General features: G+C 57.8%; 10 protein-coding genes. 3 read left to right on the top strand and 7 right to left on the bottom strand.

What is annotated here, in order from left to right; translation table 11 throughout:
* Positions 1 to 323 precede the first annotated feature (323 nt).
* The 3 genes from treS to BMZ14_RS08775 are packed head-to-tail and all read left to right on the top strand — an operon-like array spanning position 324 to position 10,736.
* A complete protein-coding gene (gene treS / locus BMZ14_RS08765; protein ID WP_074796811.1) occupies positions 324 to 3,635 on the top strand; it encodes a maltose alpha-D-glucosyltransferase in 3,312 nt (1,103 codons plus the stop codon).
* Positions 3,636 to 3,643: 8 nt separating this feature from the next.
* Positions 3,644 to 5,509 (top strand): malto-oligosyltrehalose trehalohydrolase, encoded by a 1,866-nt coding sequence (gene treZ / locus BMZ14_RS08770; RefSeq protein WP_256208518.1) that lies wholly within the window; start codon positions 3,644 to 3,646, stop codon positions 5,507 to 5,509.
* Positions 5,510 to 5,567: 58 nt separating this feature from the next.
* Positions 5,568 to 10,736, top strand: a complete 5,169-nt coding sequence (locus BMZ14_RS08775) for a malto-oligosyltrehalose synthase (protein WP_074796814.1) — start codon at positions 5,568 to 5,570, stop codon at positions 10,734 to 10,736.
* 178 nt (positions 10,737 to 10,914) lie between these two features.
* On the opposite strand, the gene glgX is transcribed toward BMZ14_RS08775, so the two are convergent.
* The 7 genes from glgX to BMZ14_RS08810 all read right to left on the bottom strand — a co-directional run bounded on the left by glgX (position 10,915) and on the right by BMZ14_RS08810 (position 20,662).
* A complete protein-coding gene (gene glgX / locus BMZ14_RS08780; protein WP_256208519.1) occupies positions 10,915 to 13,044 on the bottom strand; it encodes a glycogen debranching protein GlgX in 2,130 nt (709 codons plus the stop codon).
* A gap of 457 nt (positions 13,045 to 13,501) precedes the next feature.
* Positions 13,502 to 15,385 carry a glycoside hydrolase family 15 protein gene (locus BMZ14_RS08785; protein WP_074796818.1) on the bottom strand — a complete coding sequence of 628 codons (1,884 nt, stop codon included), beginning with the start codon at positions 15,383 to 15,385 and terminating at the stop codon, positions 13,502 to 13,504.
* 157 nt (positions 15,386 to 15,542) lie between these two features.
* Positions 15,543 to 16,475, bottom strand: coding sequence for a hypothetical protein (locus BMZ14_RS08790; RefSeq protein WP_143071937.1), 933 nt, complete (start codon positions 16,473 to 16,475; stop codon positions 15,543 to 15,545).
* A 236-nt stretch (positions 16,476 to 16,711) separates the two neighbouring features.
* Entirely contained in the window at positions 16,712 to 17,521 is an 810-nt protein-coding gene (locus BMZ14_RS08795) for a potassium channel family protein (RefSeq protein WP_074796821.1), read from the bottom strand.
* A gap of 23 nt (positions 17,522 to 17,544) precedes the next feature.
* Positions 17,545 to 18,768 carry an ABC transporter permease gene (locus BMZ14_RS08800; protein WP_074796823.1) on the bottom strand — a complete coding sequence of 408 codons (1,224 nt, stop codon included), beginning with the start codon at positions 18,766 to 18,768 and terminating at the stop codon, positions 17,545 to 17,547.
* Complete coding sequence (locus BMZ14_RS08805) at positions 18,765 to 19,514, bottom strand: ABC transporter ATP-binding protein (protein WP_074796825.1); 750 nt, start codon at positions 19,512 to 19,514, stop codon at positions 18,765 to 18,767. Before BMZ14_RS08805 ends, BMZ14_RS08800 begins: the two co-directional genes overlap by 4 nt.
* A complete protein-coding gene (locus BMZ14_RS08810; RefSeq protein WP_074796827.1) occupies positions 19,514 to 20,662 on the bottom strand; it encodes an efflux RND transporter periplasmic adaptor subunit in 1,149 nt (382 codons plus the stop codon). The genes BMZ14_RS08805 and BMZ14_RS08810 overlap by 1 nt, the downstream gene beginning before the upstream one ends.
* Positions 20,663 to 20,829 lie beyond the last annotated feature (167 nt).

A 20,829-nucleotide genomic window follows, 5' to 3' on the forward strand; every position in this document is an offset into this window, starting at 1 on the left:
CTTCCCATTGATATCCCGTACCGAAGCATGGCTCTCATCTGGCAGTCCCACCATCGCTTCTTGATTCACAGGGCAAAGAGGAAGGAGCGCTCCGGCAACATCATTATCAGAAATTTTCAATCCGGCCTTTATGAGGTACGGTTGAAGGAGGCAGTACGCCTCGCACCAATCGCGCCATCTCTCGGGTGCCGCAAAAAAAGACCGCGCAGGCTCTGCCAAACTCAAGCAAAATGAGCAACTGCATCTATTCTTAATAAGGTAGCCGGGTATTTGCCGGGCAGGAAGGCGGACGCCGCAAACTGTGGTATCGAAAACAGCAAACTATGAAGCGAGAAGAAGACCCGCTATGGTACAAGGACGCCATCATCTACCAGTTGCACGTCAAGACGTTCTTTGATAGCAATGGTGACGGAATCGGAGATTTTCCGGGTTTGATCTCGAAGCTCGACTATCTGCAGGAGTTGGGCGTGAATACGCTCTGGCTCCTGCCATTCTATCCTTCGCCCGGGCGTGACGACGGCTACGATATCGCCGACTATCACAATGTGCATCCGGATGTCGGGGACATGGCGGACTTCCACAAGTTTATCGACGAAGCGCATCGCCGGGCTTTGCGTGTAATCACGGAACTGGTAATCAACCACACTTCGGATCAGCATCCCTGGTTCCAGGCCGCGCGGCGCGCGCCAAAGGGTTCTGTCGAACGAGACTACTATGTCTGGAGCGACGACGACTCCAGGTACAGTGGCGCGCGCAGCATTTTCACTGACATAGGGCAATCCAACTGGGAGTGGGACGAGGTGGCCCAGGCGTATTACTGGCACCGCTTTTTTGCCCACCAACCGGACTTGAATTTCGCCAGCCCGCATGTTTTCGACGCAATGATGCAGGTGATGCGGTTCTGGCTCGACGCAGGCATTGATGGCATGCGTCTGGACGCAATGCCTTATCTGTGCGAGCGCGAAGGTACCAACTGCGAGAACCTGCCGGAAACCCATGCGGTGATCAAGCGCATGCGGGCTGAACTGGATAAACACCACCGCAACCGGATGTTCCTTGCAGAAGCGAATCAATGGCCGGAGGATGTGCGCGAGTATTTTGGCGATGGCGACGAATGCCACATGGCCTTTCATTTCCCGCTCATGCCGCGCATGTATATGGCTATCGCGAGCGAGGATCGCCATCCTATCGTCGAGATCATGGAGCAGACACCTGACATTCCGGACAACTGCCAGTGGGCCGTATTTCTGCGCAACCACGATGAACTGACCCTGGAGATGGTCACGGACCGCGAGCGGGACTATCTCCATCAAATGTATGCGGTCGATCCTCAGGCGCGCCTCCATCTGGGCATTCGACGACGGCTCGCACCACTGCTGGAGAACGACCGGCACCGGATTGAGCTGATGAATCTGCTGCTGATGACCATGCCGGGCTCGCCCATTCTCTACTATGGAGACGAGATCGGCATGGGTGACAACCTTCTCCTGGGCGACCGCAACGGTGTGCGCACCCCAATGCAGTGGCTTGGAGGACACAACGGGGGCTTCTCTACCGCTGATCCTGAACGGTTGTTTCTACCGCCCATTGATGATCCCGTGTATGGCTTTGCAACCGTGAACATGGATTCCCAGCGTCGCAACTCGTCATCACTGCTCAATTGGACGAAACGTCTGATTGCGATGCGAAAGGCGCACCCTGCCTTCGGACGAGGCACCCTGCACTTTCTGCGGCCAGGTAACCGGAAGATTCTCGCGTATCTGCGCGAGCACGAGGATGAAACGATTTTGTGCGTGGCAAACATGTCACGGGCGGCGCAGGCGGTGGAACTGGATTTGAGCCAGTTCAAGGGGAGAGTGCCTGTCGAATTGATGGGACGCACTGCATTCCCCCCGGCCGGTGAGCGACCGTATCTGCTCTCCTTGAGCGGGCATGGGTTTTATGCCTTCCGTTTGGCTACGGATGTGGCACCGCCACCGTGGCACGAGGGGCGCGAGGAGCGGCAGTTGTCGCCCGATCTGCCTGTACTGATACTTGTGGAGACCGGATGGGCCACCCTGTCCGGCCGCAGGGAGGTCAGCGGGGGTACGGACCAGCTGATGGCGCGGCGCGCGCGGGAGCAGCTTGAGCAGCAGATCATGCCCCGCTTCTTCCGTTCCCAGCCGTGGTTCGGGAACAGGAACGCCGTCCTGGAAAAGTTCGAGCTTGGCGAGATGCATGAGTGGTCTATCGGGCGCGGCCGTTGGCTATTGGCCATTGTTACGTTAACGCTTGGCAGTGGTGAAAGGAATCGCTATGCCCTACCAATGGCGCTCGCGTGGGACGATGAAGGCGAGAGCCTCGTGAGCGCCGTACTGCCTGCTACCTTGGCAAAGGTGCGGCGGCGCGACCGGACTGGAGTGCTGTTCGACGCGTTCTGGGACGATGATTTCTGCCGCGCGGTGATCTCAGGCATGGAAGAGGGCTCGACGCTCTCGTTTGGTGGAGGACAGGTTCGTTTCCGGGCAACAAGCGCTTTTCCCGGCCTCAACCATCAGGGAAATACGGCAGAGGTGACAAGAACCGTATCAGAACGGGGACGTCTGTTGGTGAATCTGGGTGGCCGGCTCGTGTTGAAGGGTTATCGCTGGCTGCTTGCCGGTGTACATCCGGAGCTGGAGATGTCGCATTTCCTGACGGAGACAGCGAAATTTGCACACATGGCGCAACTGGCAGGCACCGTGGAGTACTCGGATAGCAAGGGGAACAGCTCAACCTTGGCGATCCTCGAGCGATACGCTGAGAATCAGGGTAGCGCCTGGGCTTATACCCGTGACTATCTGGAACGGTACCTGGACGAATGCCGCACGCAGCAGAAGCGTCTCATTGATTCGCGGCATGCCGCTTATATGGCGCTTGTAAAAACGCTGGGACTGCGCACCGCTGAATTCCATCAGGCACTCGCTCCACCGGATCCCGCCGGAGCCTTTGGCAGCGAAGCCATCACCCCTGAAGATGTTGCCGAGTGGGTGAACAATGTTCGAACACAGATGGACGAAATGTACATGTTGCTGGAAGCGCAATTGCCACGCCTGCCCGACTCGGCGAGGTTGATTGGCAACAGCCTGCTTGCAGCCCGGCCGCGATTCTACCGGCGCGTCGGTCGTGCCGCGACGCTGCGTCCGGAGGCGATGAAAGCACGATGTCATGGCGACTACCACCTCCGTCAGGTATGGTTGTCGAACAATGATTTTCTAATCACGAATTATGGCGGCGGACCTGAACTCGCGTGGCGGGAGCGCCGCTGGAAACATACTCCGCTGCGTGATGTTGCGGGTATGCTGTTTTCGTTTTGGGAGGCCGCAGGAGCAGCGCTGGAGCATGTAACCGCAGAATATCCTGAAGTGGGCGCTGCGTTGCAACAGCAGGCGGAAAACTGGCGAGCGCTCGCAACCAGTGATTTCTTCAAGAGCTATCGCACTGCAATGAAGGGGCACGCCTTGTTTCCTTCCGATGCGGCAGGGGTCGATACACTGGTCACGCTGTTTATGGTGGAAAAGGCCGTGGCAAGCGTGAGCAACGCGCTTGCACAGGATTTGAGATTAGTGGACGGCCCCATGCAGCGGCTGATCCGGTTGATGCAACGCAGAAGATAGGGGCACGGGTGCTCGCGCGGACCTATGGCATGCCCTATGGGGCACGACTCACGGAACAGGGAGTGTGCTTCCGTCTCTGGGCGCCCAGTTGCAAACAGGTGGGGCTGCGCCTTGCCGACGGGCAGCACGAGCAGGTGCTCGCCATGGACGCGCGCGGGGGAGGCTGGTTTGAATTGACCGCTTCCCAAGCGGGGGCGGGAACGCGCTACAGGTTCGAGGTGAACGGCGACCTGCGCGTTCCGGATCCGGCTTCCCGCTTTAATCCCGACGACGTGCACGGTGCAAGCGAAGTGATCGACCCCGCGGCCTTTGCCTGGCAGGACGCGACGTGGCGCGGACGCTCATGGGAAGAGGCTGTGATTTATGAATTGCACGTTGGCACGTTTTCGCCGGAGGGAACCTTTACCGGAGTTGCTCAGCGGCTGGACTATCTCGTGGAACTGGGCGTCACCGCGATCGAGCTCATGCCGGTGGCGGATTTTCCCGGCACGAGAAACTGGGGCTATGATGGCGTTCTGCCCTATGCGCCTGACAGTCGCTACGGCCGTCCGGACGATCTGAAGGCATTGGTTCAGGCGGCGCATGCGCGCGGCTTGATGGTTCTGCTTGATGTGGTCTACAACCACTTTGGGCCGGAAGGGAATTATCTTCACGTTTACGCGAAGGACTTCTTTACCGAACATCACCACACGCCGTGGGGCGCGGCAATCAATTTTGATGGCCGCAACAGCCGGGAGGTGCGCGAGTTCTTCATCCATAACGCCATGTACTGGCTGCAAGAGTATCACTTCGACGGCCTGCGCCTTGACGCGGTGCATGCCATCATCGACGACTCCAGTCCGCACATCCTTATCGAACTCGCGCGGCGCGTTCATGCCGGGATTGGCCGGGAACGACATGTGCACCTGATTCTTGAAAACGATGCCAACAGTGCGCGCTATCTGGAACAGGAATTGTACGTTGCCCAATGGAATGATGATATTCACCATGCGCTCCACGTCCTCGCAACGGGAGAGAGGGATGGGTACTATATGGACTACGCTGATGATCCCGTGCGCCACCTGGGGCGCTGTCTCACGGAAGGTTTTGCCTATCAGGGAGAGGTGTCAGCCTATCGGGAGCAGACGGTGCGCGGCGAGACGAGCACGAACTTGCCGCTACAAGCCTTCGTATCCTTTCTGCAATCTCACGATCAGGCGGGCAACAGGGCTTTTGGCGAGCGCATTACGCATATTGGCCAGGAGGACGTCGTACGAGCCGCCGTTGCCGTCTATCTCCTGGCGCCAAGCATTCCCATGCTGTTCATGGGTGAGGAGTTCGCCTCGAAGTCGCCTTTTCAGTTTTTCTGTGACTTCGGGGAGGAACTGCGCAAAGCCGTGACGCAAGGCCGGCGGCGAGAATTTGCCAGGTTTGCGCGCTTTAACGACGCCACAATGGAGGCCGCGATACCGGATCCCAATGCGCCGCAGACTTTTCTTATCTCGAAAATCGACTGGAGTTCGCTCGAGGAAGAGAAGCATGATGGATGGCTGGACTATTACCGCAAGCTCTTGAAGCTTCGGAGGGACGTCCTGATACCCCGCCTGCCGGGAATGAAGGGCCATTCGGCGCAATTCGAAGTGTTTGCCCCGGGTGGCCTGCGGGTGCAATGGCAACTGGGTGATGGCTCGACGCTGCGGTTGCTGGCAAATTTTTCCAGAGAGAGTGTGCGCGCGGCTCTGCCTGAAGGGCGCATCGTGTTCGCCTCCTTGCCCGATTCAGCATCATCGGATACGGCAAAAAATACGCTTGGTCCTTGCTCGGTGGTGTGGGCGCTCGAGCCGCTCCCATCGGCCAGCGAGACGCGAACGCCCGGCAGCGCCAACGAGCAATAGATATCAAGTCCTACCGCTGGTCATCGTCAAAAAAATCGGGTAAGGGAAAACCAAGGGTATGAGCAGTCCGCTTGATCAACTATGCAGTTTGTATGGCGTGCTGCCCCAATACAGCGATATCTGGGGGAACACCCGCTACACCTCGGAGGCAGCAAAGCGTGCCCTGCTCGGTGCAATGGGGGTGGCGGCGAATAATGAAGAGGAGACCGCCGCGTCCTTGCACGCTTTCCAGCGGCGCAAATGGGAGCGCGCGATGCCACCGGTACAGGTGGTGCGCGAATCGGCGCGGCCGTATCGCATCCCCATCGCTCTCCCCGTAACCCAGGATAAACTCGCCTATCGCTGGTATCTGCACAGGGAGTCCGGTGCCCGGGATGACGGAGAATTTACTCCCGGGCAGATGGAGGAGATGGAGCGCCATCGTCTCGATGATCCGGGCGGACAGGAATTCGTGCGGCGGGTGCTGGCGCTGGACCTCCCGATTGAGCCGGGTTATCACCGCTTCTCGATTGAACGGGCTGGCGGGGGTGATATTACCGCCGAGATGGCGTTTATCGTTGCCCCCGCCGCCTGCTACAAGCCGCCGGTCATCGAGGGCGAGGGACGCGTGTGGGGATTCGCCCTGCAGTTGTATGGTTTACGCTCCGAGCGTAACTACGGCATCGGGGACTTCGGGGATTTGCGCCGCCTGATCGAAATTTGCGCCGAAGCTGGTGGAAGCACGCTGCTGCTCAATCCGCTTCATGCGTTATTTCCCGACGCGCCCGAGCACGCGAGCCCATACAGTCCTTCCAGTCGCGCCTGGTTCAACCCGCTTTATCTCGACGTGGAGGCCATTCCTGATTTTGCCGAGTGCGAGGAAGTGCGCTCGATGGTGCATGCGCCACAATTCCAGGCGCAGCTACGGGCGCTTCGCGCTACCGAACAAGTGGATTACCGTGGTGTTGCAGAGGTGAAGTCCAAAGTTCTTGACTGCCTGTACCTTCATTTCCGCAGCGCTCACCTGAGCCAAAGCACCGATCGGGCACGCGCTTTTCGCGCTTTCCAGTCCGAGTACGGCCAGAGCCTGCGCAGGCACGCGTTATTCGAGGCGCTGCAGGAGTATTTCCGTGCACAGGATAGTGTTGTCTGGGGATGGCCTGTCTGGCCGGAAGCCTACCGTGAGCCGAATGCGCAGGAGGTGGAAGCGTTCTGCAATGCTCATCTCGACCGCGTGGAGTACTTTGAATACCTGCAGTGGCATGCTTCTACCCAGTTGGGCGCGGCCAGGACACGCTCATGGGAAGTGGGTTTAGGTGTAGGCCTGATGCTCGATTTGGCAATAGGGGTGGCGGAAGGCGGGGCGGCCACCTGGGCGGGACGCGGACTTTACGCACTCGATGCGCGGGCAGGCGCGCCCCCCGACGACTTCAACCGTCTCGGCCAGGACTGGGGACTGCCACCCTGGATTCCCCATGAACTTACAGCATCTGCCTATGAGCCGTTTATCGAGATGCTACAGGCCAATATGCGCGATTTCGGGGCGTTGCGCAAAGACCACATCATGGGACTACGCCGGCTGTTCTGGGTAGCGCCAGGCCTGCCTGCAACGGAGGGTGCCTATGTGCTCTATCCGTTCGAAGATATGCTGGGCATTTTGGCGCTGGAGAGCCAGCGGAACCGATGCCTGATAGTAGGCGAGGATTTGGGGACGGTGCCGGATGAAGTACGGGAAGCCTTGCTGCCAATGAACGTGATGTCAACACGGCTGTTGTATTTCGAGCGGCGTGACGACGGAAGATTGAAACCGCCGCACGAGTATCCGGTAAATGCCGTGGCTGCCGTAACGACGCATGATCTCCCGACACTGGCTGGATTCTGGCAGGGGCTAGACATTGATTTGCGCGACCAGCAGCATCTGTTCCCCGATGACGAGGTTCGCAATCAGCAAATTGTTGAGCGCGCCGCGGACCGCGCACAGCTGCTGGTGGCGCTGGAGGGCCAGGGCGTGCTGCCGCCGGGCGCCGGGCTTCACCCGGTCAACTTTCCGGAAATGACAGCGGAGCTCGCGGCAGCAGTCTACACCTATCTGGCGCAGGCGCCGTCGAAGCTCCTGCTCGTGCAGATGGAAGACGGCTTCGGGGTGCGCGAGCAGCCGAATCTGCCGGGTGCGCCAGAGCCCGCTTACCCTTGCTGGCGCCTCAAGCTACCGCTCAATCTCGAGGAGTGGCACGAGAGTATCTATTTGCAAGGTATATTGTGTGCGCTGCAGCGGGAGCGTCCGGCATCGCAAATGTCCGCCTCCTTAAGGGGAGCGGCTGCACAGGGAATAGAGCTGCAGATTCCGAGGGCAACTTATCGGTTGCAACTGAACCTGGATTTCAACCTCAGTCAGGCTGCCGAATTGATTCCATACCTGGATGAGCTGGGGATAAGTCACTGCTATCTCTCCCCCATCCTCAAGGCCCGCCCCGGCAGTTCCCACGGCTACGACGTCACCGACCATGGCAGCATCAATCCCGAGATCGGGACCTTCCGTGACTTCGAACAGTTCTCCGCTGCCTTGAAACGACGCGGCATGGGCCAGATCATGGACGTGGTGCCGAACCACATGTGTATCACGGGTGCTGATAGCGGCTGGTGGCTCGACGTGCTGGAAAACGGGCCGGCGTCACGGTTCGCCAGCTACTTCGACATCGACTGGTATATTTTTGGGGAGCACTTGCCAGGGCGGGTGCTGTTGCCCGTACTCGGCGACCACTATGGCGCAATCCTTGAGAGCGGCGAACTCAAACTTGCGTTTGACCCGGAACAGGGCTCGTTCAGCGTCTTCTATTACGAGCACCGGTTCCCCGTTGACCCCCGGGAGTATCCGCGCATTCTTGGCAATGGCCTCGAACGTCTCGAGACTCGGCTGGGCGGCCAGCACCCGGAGTTTCTGGAGCTGCAGTCTCTGATCACCGTTTTCAGCCACCTGCCATTGCGCGATAATGTTGTGCCCGAGGCGGTGGCCGAGCGCGCTCGTGACAAGGAGATACACAAGCGCCGCCTCGCCTTCCTTTCCGCGACCAGTGCGGACATTGCGCAATTCATCCAGGAGAATGTGGCGGTATTCAACGCGTTCAACGACCGTGCACCGGATGACAAGGGGAATCTCGACCTGTTGCACGAACTGTTGGAAGCCCAGGCCTACCGCCTGGCTTTCTGGCGTGCGGCTGCGGATGAAATCAACTACCGCCGTTTCTTCGACATCAATGATCTGGCAGCACTGCGGATGGACAATCCGGAGGTGTTCGAGAGCACACACCGGCTGATACGCGAGTTGCTGGCAAGGGGGTATGTCGGCGGGTTGCGCATCGACCATCCGGACGGTTTATACGCTCCAAAGGAATACTTCGAGCGGCTGCAGGCAATGGCGGCGATGCTCTCTCCCGGGACCCTGAAGGAAAATGCACAGCCGTTATACATTGTGGTGGAAAAAATACTCGCTGCGCATGAACATCTTCCCGAATCCTGGCCGGTCCACGGCACGACGGGTTATGACTTCGCTGCGATTTGCACCGGCCTGTTTGTCGACGGCCATTCTGCTGACCGTTTCACCCATATCTATGAGAACTTTATTCGGGCACGGCCGGACCTTGACGCCATGGTGCAGGCGAACAAGCATCTAATCATGGAAAACGCCCTCTCCGGCGAACTGCAGGTGCTGGCTACGCAACTTGCTCGCATCGCTAAAGGCGATCGCCGCACCTGCGACTTTACCTTCAATAGCCAACACAGTGCGCTGGCCCAGATCGTGGCCAGCTTTCCGGTTTACCGTACTTATGTTTCTCGCTGCGAAAGCTCCGCCGCCGACGCCCGTTATGTGGATTGGGCGGTGGGGATTGCGAAAAAGCGAAGCCAGGCGGCAGATCCCGGTATTTTCGATTTCGTGCGGGACGTGCTGCTGGCGCGGCAGGCCAAGGGCAAGAGCGAGGCATACCAAAATGCAGTGTGCACCTTTGCAATGAAATTTCAGCAGTACACGAGCCCGGTAATGGCCAAGGCAATGGAGGACACCACTTTCTATCAGTACAACCGCTTGATATCGCAGAATGAGGTTGGCAGCGAACCGGGCCGTTTTGGAGTGTCGCTCGCGGCATTTCACCGGGAGAATCAGGAGCGGCTGGCCCGTTGGCCGCATGCCATGCTGTCCACCTCCAGCCACGACAGCAAGCGATCGGAAGACGTGCGTGGGCGCATTACTGTGCTCTCCGAAATACCCGACGAATGGAGCCGCGTCCTTTTGCGCTGGAGGAAACTCAACCGCAGTAGCCGCAGAAAGCTGGATAGCGGGTACGCGCCGAGTCGCAACGACGAGTATCTGCTATATCAGACTCTGCTCGGCGTATGGCCATTCGACATCCTGGACACCTCTGACAAGCCTGCTGCGGGCGAGCTGGCCCAACTCTCGGATCGCGTAGCCGCCTACATGCTCAAGGCTGGTCGTGAAGCGAAAGTGCATAGTTCGTGGATCAATCCGAACAAGGAGTACGAGGAGGCGACGCAAGATTTTGTGCGTACGCTTCTCTCCCCCCAACCGGTCAATCTGTTCCTGCGTGATTTTCTGCCGTTCCAGCAGCGGATTGCATGGATTGGCGCTTTCAACAGCCTGTCGCAGGTGCTGCTCAAACTCACATCCCCTGGAGTGCCGGACATCTACCAAGGCAACGAAGTATGGAACTTCAGCCTGGTGGATCCGGATAACCGGCGTCCGGTGGACTACAGCACGCGCGGTGCCGCGCTGTCTGCGATCCGTTCGATATGCGCCGAAGAGGGCGCCAGCGTATGCGCTCGACGTCTGCTGGAGAACGTCCGGGATGGCCGGATCAAGCTCTACCTGAGCTGGAAAGCGCTCACTTTTCGGCGCGAGCGCGAACAGCTTTTCCGTAATGGCGACTACGTAACTCTAAAAGCGCATGGCCTGCGCGCGGAGCATGTGTGCGCCTACGCGCGGCGGCATGGAAATGAGGTCCTGCTGGTGGTTGTGCCCCGGTTGTTTGTCGGGCTCATAGGGGAGCAGCGCGGTTTTCCAGTCGGCAAGGCTGCTTGGGCCGACACATGGCTTGAGTTACCGCCGGATTGTATGCGCGGGAAGTGGACCAATATATTGACCGAAGAGACGTTCGCGGGCCAGAGGCTGGAGCTGGCTCAAATTTTCGGAACGTTTCCCTATGCGCTGTTATATGGAAACAGACCAAATGACTGATGAGTGATCACCAGGCATTGGAAGCCGAAGAAGTCTGGCAGGACCCGTCAAGACGTGTCCTGCCAGCCAAAGCGGGTATCTGCGTTTCTACGTGGTGGATTGGTGATGCAGGGCAAATCCCGACAGAGTGTGTCTCATGCGGCGACGCTACATGTCGTTTGTCATACAGCGGGTGGTTTCAAGCCTGGCGTTGCAGGAGCACTAACGATCGCGGCACCACTGTCAGGCTCGCGCCGGCTTCGAGCGGTGATGCGCCGTGCGCATCCTCATCCCCACCCTGCAGCCAACCCTGAGCCGTGTCGAGCACCTTCAGCCAACGCAACCCCCAGTGGTTAGGAGGCAGGATGAAATCCATCTCTTCGAAATGGGCGTTGAAGATCAGGTAAAAGCTGTCATCCGTCACCGGCTCGCCACGGGCATTCGGGTTGGGAAAACTTTCTCCATTGAGGAAAACCCCCAGGGTCTGGATTGTCTCGCCACCCCATAACTCCTCGCTCGCCTGTTCCCCCATGTAATTGAACCAGGCGATGTCGTCCTTGTCCCCGCCGTGGATGGGTTGGCCCTGAAACCAGCGGCGGCGGCGGAAGACCGGGTGTTCATGACGGAATCGAATGAGGCGCTCGGTGAATTCCTGTAAATCTTCATCCACGTTGCTCCAGTTTACCCAGGAAATCGGGTTGTCCTGACAATAGGCATTGTTGTTCCCCTGCTGTGTGCGGCCGAACTCGTCCCCCGCAAGTAACATGGGGACGCCTTGCGACAGCATCAGAGTAGCCATAAAATTGCGCTGCTGCCGGACGCGGAGGGTGAGCACTTCGGGGTCGTCCGTGGGACCCTCGGCGCCACAATTCCAGGAACGGTTATCGTCGTGGCCGTCCCGGTTGTCCTCGCCGTTGGCCAGATTGTGCTTCTCGTTGTAAGACACCAGATCGCGCAGGGTGAACCCATCGTGCGCCGAGACAAAGTTGATGCTCGCGAACGGACTGCGCGAGTTTCCGCCGTAGAGGTCGGAACTCCCGGTAAAGCGGTAACCGAATTCGCTCAGAGTCGGAGCCTGGGTTCGCCAGAAGTTGCGCACACAGTCACGATACTTGCCGTTCCATTCGGACCAGCCTGATGGAAAGTTGCCTACCTGGTAACCGCCTTCGCCCAGATCCCACGGTTCGGCGATCAACTTGATCTGGTTTGTCACCGGATCCTGCTGAATGATGTTGAAAAATGCGTTCAACATCTGCACTTCGTGCAGCTCGCGCGCCAGCGCCGAGGCCAGGTCGAAGCGGAAACCATCCACGTGCATTTCCAGCACCCAGTAACGAAGCGAATCCATGATCAGTTGCAGTACGTGGGGCTGGCGCATACTGAGGCAATTGCCAGTGCCACTGTAATCCCTGTAATAGCGCCGATCCTCCATCAGCTGATAATAATAGGCGTTGTCTATCCCCTTGAGGCACAGCACCGGCCCCAGGTGATTGCCCTCGGCGGTATGGTTGTACACCACATCCAGGATCACCTCAATACCGGCCTGATGCATTGCCTTGACCATCGTCTTGAACTCGGCGGCGGCGGCGCCCGGCCGCTTGTCCGCGGCATAGTCGCCATGCGGCGAAAAGTATGCCATGGAGTTATAGCCCCAGTAATTCCGCAGGCCCCGGTCGTGAAGGTGCTTGTCATGCACAAAATAGTGCACCGGCAACAACTCGACAGCAGTGACGCCAAGTTGTTTCAGATATCCGATGGAGACAGGGTGAGCAAGCCCTGCATAGGTGCCACGCAACTCGGGTGGAATGTCGGGATGCTGTGCCGTGAAGCCCTTGACGTGCAACTCATAAATAACGGTTTCATGCCATGGCCGTTGCAGCCGGTGATCGCCGGCCCAGTTGAAGAAAGGCTGTTGAACAATGCACTTGGGCATGAATGGCGCGCTATCCCTGTCATTCGATGCGTCGGGGTCGGCATCGAAATGGTAGGGGAATACGGCTTCGTCCCAGGTAACATCCCCATCGATACCCTTCGCGTAAGGGTCGAGCAGGAGTTTGGAAGGATTGCAGCGGTGCCCTTGTTCAGGCGCCCATGGGCCGTGCACGCGGAAGCCGTAGCGCTGCCCCGGTTCCACGCCGGGGAGGTATCCGTGCCAGCAGTGTCCGGTGACCTCTGGCAGGCCTAACCGCGTTTCCCTGCCGCGCTCATCGAACAGGCACAGCTCGATACGCTCCGCCACTTCCGAAAATAGCGAGAAGTTCGTTCCCGCGCCATCATAGGTCGCCCCGAGCGGATAAGGGTTTCCCGGCCATATTTTCATCGGAGACATGGGTTCCAGCGGACAGAACAGGCGGTTGCCAAGGAGCCTCCAAAAAAATTCTCCGTGGGGCTTGCTACCGCAAAAATCCGGCTGATCACCAGGCGCATGCTGGAGGCTGTACGGTGGATGTAGGTCCCCGGGAGCGAAGGGAAGCAGGGCCCCCGAGTCTGCCCCGAGGGGTCCGCAAAGCTGAGTCGAGCGCACGCGCGAACACCAATTTTAGTCATCTCAGATTACTTGATTACTTTTCGAGGCTAGCCAAAAATAGATGAAATTAACTATAGCACGCACTGTCTGGCTCTGTCAGAACGCTATCGCTCGCTTTCAGCACCGGGTACCGACCTGTTTGTTCGGCGGCATGTCGTCTATTATGGCTAGCTCGAACATCCTTGCCGCGAGTACGATTTACTTGCGGAACGCATCACATGCGACAGTAAATCCTTCGCTGTACCAGTTCTCAACCAGCTCAATCCAGGGAAGGCTCATCGCGTGGCGCACCGGCGGCTCTGTTCCTGGATGCGTCGTCCGCGCGAGGCGGCTCGCCGAGATCCGCGCGCTGTTGTGCCGGACCACTGACGCGGCGCAAATTATATGCGGTGTTGATCAGACCGATGTGGGAAAATGCCTGCGGGAAGTTTCCAAGTTGGCGCCGGAGGCGGGGATGGTATTCCTCTGCAAGAAGCCCGAGGTCGTTGCGCAAAGACAAGAGGCGCTCGAAAAGGGCTTCGGCATCGCCCGTGCGGCCGATCATGGTGTAGGCGTCGGCGAGCCAGAAACTGCAAACGAGAAAGGTCCCTTCCTCGCCAGTAAGTCCGTCTTCGGTTTCCTCGACACGATAGCGCAGCACAAGCCCGTCTTCCAGGAGTTCGCGCTCGATAGCTTCGACAGTGCCACGAAAGCGATAATCCTCCGGCGGCAGGAATCCGACTTCCGCGATCAGCAAGAGCGAAGCGTCAAGCGCTGTCCCGTCATAATGCTGAACGAAGGTGTTCCGGCCCTTGTCATAGCCCCGCACCAGGACCTCCCGATGGATCTCCTCCCGAAGTGCGCGCCATGTCTCGACTGGTCCGCTGAAGCCGCTTTGCTCCACGGCCTTTATCGCCCGGTCAAATGCGACCCAGGCCATCACCTTTGAATGGACGAAGTGCTTGCGTCCGCCGCGCACCTCCCAGATGCCTTCGTCGGGCTCCCGCCACAGGCCCTCCAATCGCGAAAGCAGCGTTTGCTGAAACCGCCAGGCGTCCTGATTTGGACCAAGTTGCGATTTGCGGGCGGTATGAAGCGCGTCCATCAATTCGCCAAATACATCGATCTGAATCTGGTCGCAGGCGCCGTTGCCTATTCGTACAGGGACGCTGTTCTCGTAGCCGGGCAGCCAGGTCAACTCGATTTCCGTCAAGCGGCGCTCGCCATCCACGCCGTACATGATCTGCATCTGATTGGGCGCACCTGCGGCGGCGCGCAGCAACCATTCCCTGAACGCGCCAGCTTCATCGAAGTAACCGGCATTCATGAACGCGTATAACGTAAGGGCAGCGTCGCGAATCCAGCAGTAACGGTAATCCCAGTTGCGCATCCCGCCGATCTCCTCCGGAAGGGAGGTCGTGGGGGCTGCGACGATTGCACCGCTGGGCTGGTAAGAGAGCGCCTTGAGCGTGACAAGCGAGCGCTCCACAGCGTCCTTCCACACCGGACTCTCGAATTCGGAGAGTCTGCAAATGCGAACCCAGTCCCGCCACCAGGTTTCCGTGTGCTCGAGCCTCATCTGGGCGTCGCCGATGAAATGGGGCTCGCGATGCAGTGGATGATAAGCGAGCGTGAAGGGGACTACGTCGCCCTCTCTCACGTCGAACTCTGCTATGGTGCACATGTCCTCGCCATGAAGGGGGACACGGGTCACGAGCTCAACTGCGTCCGGCCCGGCCACCGCGTGTATTCCATAGTCGCGGCGGCGCACCCAGGGGATAGTCTTGCCGTAGCCGAACCGCAGGGCCATTTCCATCCGCATCGTCACCCGGCCTGACACGCCCCGTACCAGGCGGATTACATCGACTTTCTCGGGGTCATCGGAAAGCGGCATGAAATCCACGAGGACCGCCGTACCATCCCTCGTCTCGAAGGTGGTCTCAAGGATCGGCGCGTGAGGAAGATAGCGCCGGCTGGACCGCTGCGGGCCGCCCGCAGGGGATATACGCCAGTAACCATGCTCGCGTGTCCCTAGCAGAGCTGCAAAGCAGGCGTCGGAGTCGAACCGCGGGAGGCAAAGCCAATCCATCGACCCATCCTGTGCGACAAGGGCCCCGCTCAGCATGTTGCCGATGAATCCGTAATCCTCGATGGGCTTGCTCATCCTGCACCTCGGGCCACCGGGAAAGCGTCGTTCCGCCAGTGGCAAACGTTGCAGCCTTGCTGTGGCTGATCGAGGGGAAATAGCAGTCGATAATTATTTGTCAATCGCCGAGCAAGTTTCCCGATCACTCTCGCATTCCACAGCCTCATCCAGAGCATCAGGCATCCTGTTCCAGGAACGTGAACAAATAATGTACTGCTTCATCACCCGTATGCGCATAACGAACCTTTGCGTCATAATACAGAGCCACAACCGCGGACACACTATCCTGATAGATTTCAAATCCATCCACATCAGCTTCGCGAAAGAAGAACTTGCCCTCCATTGCCGTGACATCTTCAGGCAGGGAGCCCTGGCCCCCGGGGTATTGTTCTTCAAATTCCTGGACATGGCTGTTGTGCATGACAAAGTCATCGGAAACGGCGAAGCCTCCCCTTTCTTCAATCCCCTCGATCAAGCACGACAGCAATAGCATGAGTCTTCTTTTACCGATGCCTGCTATTTCATCCCGGGCTTGCCGCCGTACATAATCCCTGGAATAAATCAATCTGTCCGATACGGCGTCGATCATTGCGTCATCCATGGCAAAGAGAGACCACGCAGAGTGCGGTTCAGCTACAACGACCTTGTCGTTTGCCCTTAATTCGTCAGAAATAGCACGTACCCTGTTGAGATGCTTGCTGTATTCCGTGCAAAGCAGCAGGACGTAACGCTCCAGAGACGTCCCATAGTCCTTCTCCAACTCCTCGATTTGCGCCTTGATTTCCGGCAAGAAGTCTTCGTCCGACTCGAATTCATCAAATGATTTTATCTGGATCGCAATGCAGCGTTCTTCGCCACCCGGACCTGCCGTGCCTGAATATCTCATGACTATATCGGCCCCCCCGTTCGGGCGCCGAATATCATAGGTGATATCAGTGTACTTATCGAAGGAGGAAAGAATTCGCTCAGCCTTGTCATAGAAGCGGGGACACAAGTCCCTTTCGTGCTTCAGGTGGCAAAAGCCCTCGGTATCCTCGGGCTGCGCCTTAGGATGGCAAACGAGTTCTGCGAGGATTGCCGCAGGCGTAACCTGGTCTGTGAAGTGCATGCTCATATTCTTGAATAAGGCGCCTGGCAGGCTGTGGTGACGGTGACCAAAGCCGGTTTAACGACGACATTCTGCTCGATGAATACTGAAACTGCAATTCAAGCGGTAGGGAACTTGCATGATTTTCTGAAACAATGGCGAGACGGCACGGTTTCGTATCTCTTGCTTGAATACAAGGTGTGTTTATTTCCCCCGGTTTGTCCTGGTCTGAGTCGCTACGACTCCCATTTTGCCAGTCACCTGTTCAGTCTTCGAATTTCGTCACGTAACGCCATTACCTCCACTCGAAGGGCATCAATAGACGTGGTTCCCGGTAATTCGGCGTCAGGGTTATCAGCATCCCGGCCAATAAAAAAAGTGGCAAGGGTCGCGGTGACATAGCCGAACATTGCAAAACTGTAGAGCGCAAGAAAGAAACATAGCACACGACCCTCCGAGGTCTGGGGCCAGTACTCCGACCCCATCGTTGTCATGATCATTGCCGTCCACCATAAAGCGGAGCCGTAACTGGTCAGACTGCGGCCCTCCGGGTTGTTGTTCTCAAGAGCATACATTCCCGCCGCGCCCGCGAAAGTAACAATCAGTGTCAGCAGGAAAACGTAGCCGAACCCGCGCCTGTTCATGGCGGCCGACAAGGCACGCATGCCTCGATTGATGCTGCTGAGCACGCGCAACACCTTCATGCCGCGAGCAACACCGCCCAGCCTCGCCAAGCGAGTCAAGCGGAGCAGTTTTATAATACGAAATATCCGTAGGGCCGGGGCGAGAAGCGCGGCTGCACTTAACCAATTCCTCTTGAGATAATCAACTCTGCGTGGCGCAAGCCATAGCTCAAGGACGAAATTGAGAACAAAGATTCCCCAGATAATATATCCGGTAAATTCCAGAAGCGGGTTTAGTCCCCAGATTACTTCGACGACCAGCAACCCCAGCCATATGAAAGCCAGCACCAGCATGGGTATCTCGAACCACTCCTGCAACTGCTGCAGGAGTGTTTGGCGCTCGCTTGCGATGTTATCCCTTGAGGGGACCGGTTGTTCATCCATCGTCTAACCTCCTCGACTGGATTTCATTCATACCGCAGCGCCTCCACTGGTTTTAACGCTGCCGCCTTTCTCGCGGGATAAAACCCGAAAAATATGCCGACTGCGGAAGCAAAGGCGAAGGCAAGTAGCACGGTGCCAAGCGTTATCACGACCACCATGCCCACCGCCTGACTTACAGCCCAGGCGCCGCCGATACCAATGGCTATACCTGCAACGCCGCCCAGGATACAGATCACCAAGGCCTCAAGCAGAAATTGCGCGAGGATGGCGCGGCGGTTTGCGCCAATTGCCATGCGAATGCCGATTTCCCGTGTACGCTCGGTCACCGATACGAGCATGATATTCATGATGCCGATCCCGCCCACCAACAGTGATACCGAGGCAATTGCACCGAGCATGACGGACATCACCTTGGCTGCTCCCGAGGCGACGGCGGTAAGCGCTGCCATATTACGCACCGTGAAATCGTTTTCCACGCCTTCAGCAATGCGATGGCGCTGGCGCAGCAACTGATTCATCTCCGCTTCGGCTTCCTCCATCATCTCGGCCGATTCGGCCTGCGCCATCAGGAAACGTATCGTTCCGGGAAACTGGTTGCCGAAAACCTGGCGTTGCCCGGTGGTAAGGGGAATAAAAACCGCGTCGTCCTGGTCGCGCCCATCGAGACTCTGGCCCTTGACGCCAAGCACGCCGGCTACCAGAAAAGGGCTGTTCTTGATCCGCACCGTTTTTCCTGTCGGATCTTCGTCGCCGAACAGGTTTTTCGCCGTGAGTTGCCCCAGAAGGACAACGCGTGTGGCCGAACGCAAATCCACCTCGGTAAATAAAGCGCCGCTATCCGTCCCCCAGTCACGCACCTGGAAATAATCCGGGGTAACACCGGTGACTACCGTACTCCAGTTATTGGCACCGTAATTGAGTTGTGCGGTACCGGTAATGAGCGGGGCCGCAGCCTTGACTGAAGGCAGGCTGGCGATGGCTTGCGCATCCCCCATGGTCAGGGTTTGCACGCTGCCGCTAGCGGAACGCAGCGCGCCCGAGGAGGTTGCACCTGGCACGACAATGAGCAGATTGCTGCCCATCGAGCTGATAGCCTGATTTACCATGGTCTGCGCCCCCTGACCGACAGCGAGCATCAATACGACCGCAGCCACGCCGATGATCATGCCAAGCATGGTCAGGCCGGTGCGCATGCGATTGAGCCGCAATGCGCGAAGCGCTTCCCCAATAATAGCGAGCAGGCTCACGCCAACACCCCGGCGTCATGCACTACGCGGCCATCCTGCAAACGGACCAGGCGGCGTGTACAGGCGGCAATATCGTCCTCGTGAGTGACAAGCACAATGGTAATGCCCTGCTCGCGATTGAGCTGCTGAAAAACCGCCATGATTTCACGGCTGGTTTGGGTATCGAGATTGCCGGTGGGCTCGTCGGCAAGTATAAGCTGTGGATTGTTGACCAATGCGCGGCTGATGGCAACGCGCTGCTGCTGTCCGCCAGACAGTTGATTGGGTTGATACGCGGCAAAATTCCCCAGGCCGGTCTGATGCAATAGTTCCAGGGCGCGCTTGCGGCTGTCCGAGCGGTTCACGCCTGCGTACAGTAACGGCGTTGCCACGTTGTCCAGCGCCGTCATGCGTTTCAACAGATTGAAGCCCTGGAATACAAATCCGATGTTGCGATTGCGCACGCGCGCAAGCTCATCATCCGAAAGCAGGGCAATATCGCGTTCGTCGAGCCAGTAGTGCCCGCTGGTGGGTGTGTCGAGACAGCCGAGTATGTTCATCAACGTGGATTTCCCCGAACCGGAATGTCCCATGATTGCGACAAACTCTCCGCGATGTATGGAGAGGCTCACGTCAAACAGTACCTGGCTGTTCACCGTCCCGCCCCCCTTGCTTCCAGCAGCGCCGCTATCCAGACTATAAATTTTGCAGAGATTCTCTACCTGGATCAGCGGTTCGCCGGAGCCGGTTTGCTCAGGTAGCGCCATCAGAACATTCTGAACTTGAGTTTGCTGCCGGATTTTTCCTTATCGGTGGCTTCCCGGATTATCAGATTATCGCCTTCCCTGATTTCGCCTTCCACGATTTCCGTGAAGTTGTTATCGGAAATACCGGTTTTCACATCCACAGCCATAGCTTTGCCTTCTTCCGCTCGGTAAAGCAGGTGCTTGCCTGGCTGCCCAGCGACTGTCCCGGAAACCAGATCGGCCGCGGCGGGCCTGTAGCGTAGCGCCGCATTTGCGACCCGTAGCACTGCTTTTTTCTGATTCGTGGTAAAGCGTACGTTGGCGGTCATGCCAGGCAGCAAAGCCCCATCTTCATTGGGTACCGCAACGATCACATTATATGACACCACATTTTGCTGAATGGTGGGGTTGAGGCGTACCTGTTCCACAGTACCGGCGAACTCGCGCTCCTGATATGCGTCCACCGTGAAATGTACCGCCTGACCGAGGTGTATCTGCCCGATATCCGCCTCGGCTATGCTGGTATCGATTTGCATCTCACGCAAATCCTGCGCGATCTGGAACAGGGTGGGTGTCTGGAAGCTTGCTGCTACGGTCTGGCCAATATCCACATTACGTGCGATCACTACGCCCGAAATCGGTGAACGGATAACACTGTAATTGAGATTGGTTCGGTCGCGCTCCAGTTGGGCCACGTTTGCCGCAAGCTGGGCGCGAGCTGCTTCCAGTTGTTGTTCGAATGTATCCAGTGCCTCCGCGGAGATAAAGCCCTGTTCCCGCAGGACGCGATTACGTATCATCCTGTTTTTTGCCAGCTCCAGGGTAGCTCGAGCATTGCTGACATTGGCTTCCGAAAGCCGCAGTTGGGCTCGAAACAACGATGGATCAAGTTCAACCAATATTTGTCCCGCCTTGACCGGGTCATTGAAGTCAGCATGCAATTTGTAAGCAGTGCCCGATACCTGCGTACCGACATTAACCAGTACGACCGGGTTAAGCGTACCGTTTGCCGAAATGACTTGTACGATATCACCGCGGTCAACTGCTTGCGTCTTGTACTTTTCCTGTACCGATCCAGGTTTGGTTGTCCAGTACCATAAGCCTGCCGTAGTGGCTGCCAGCAGGGTGAACAGGATGGTAAGCAGCCTGGTGCGTGGGTTAAGAGACATATGGAAACGTGGTGACCGGGGATAGCGATGCCAGGCGGCAAAAACAAAAAGGCAGAATGTTACCTGAGTATAAGAAGTTTATGAATCAGGGAGTTTATAATCCCGCGGCACGGCACGGCACGGGGCATTGAGGCATGGCGGCTCAGGGAAACCTGGGAACGGGTGAA

This window comes from Nitrosospira briensis (genome assembly GCF_900115125.1).
Classification (GTDB): Bacteria; Pseudomonadota; Gammaproteobacteria; order Burkholderiales; family Nitrosomonadaceae; genus Nitrosospira; species Nitrosospira briensis_A.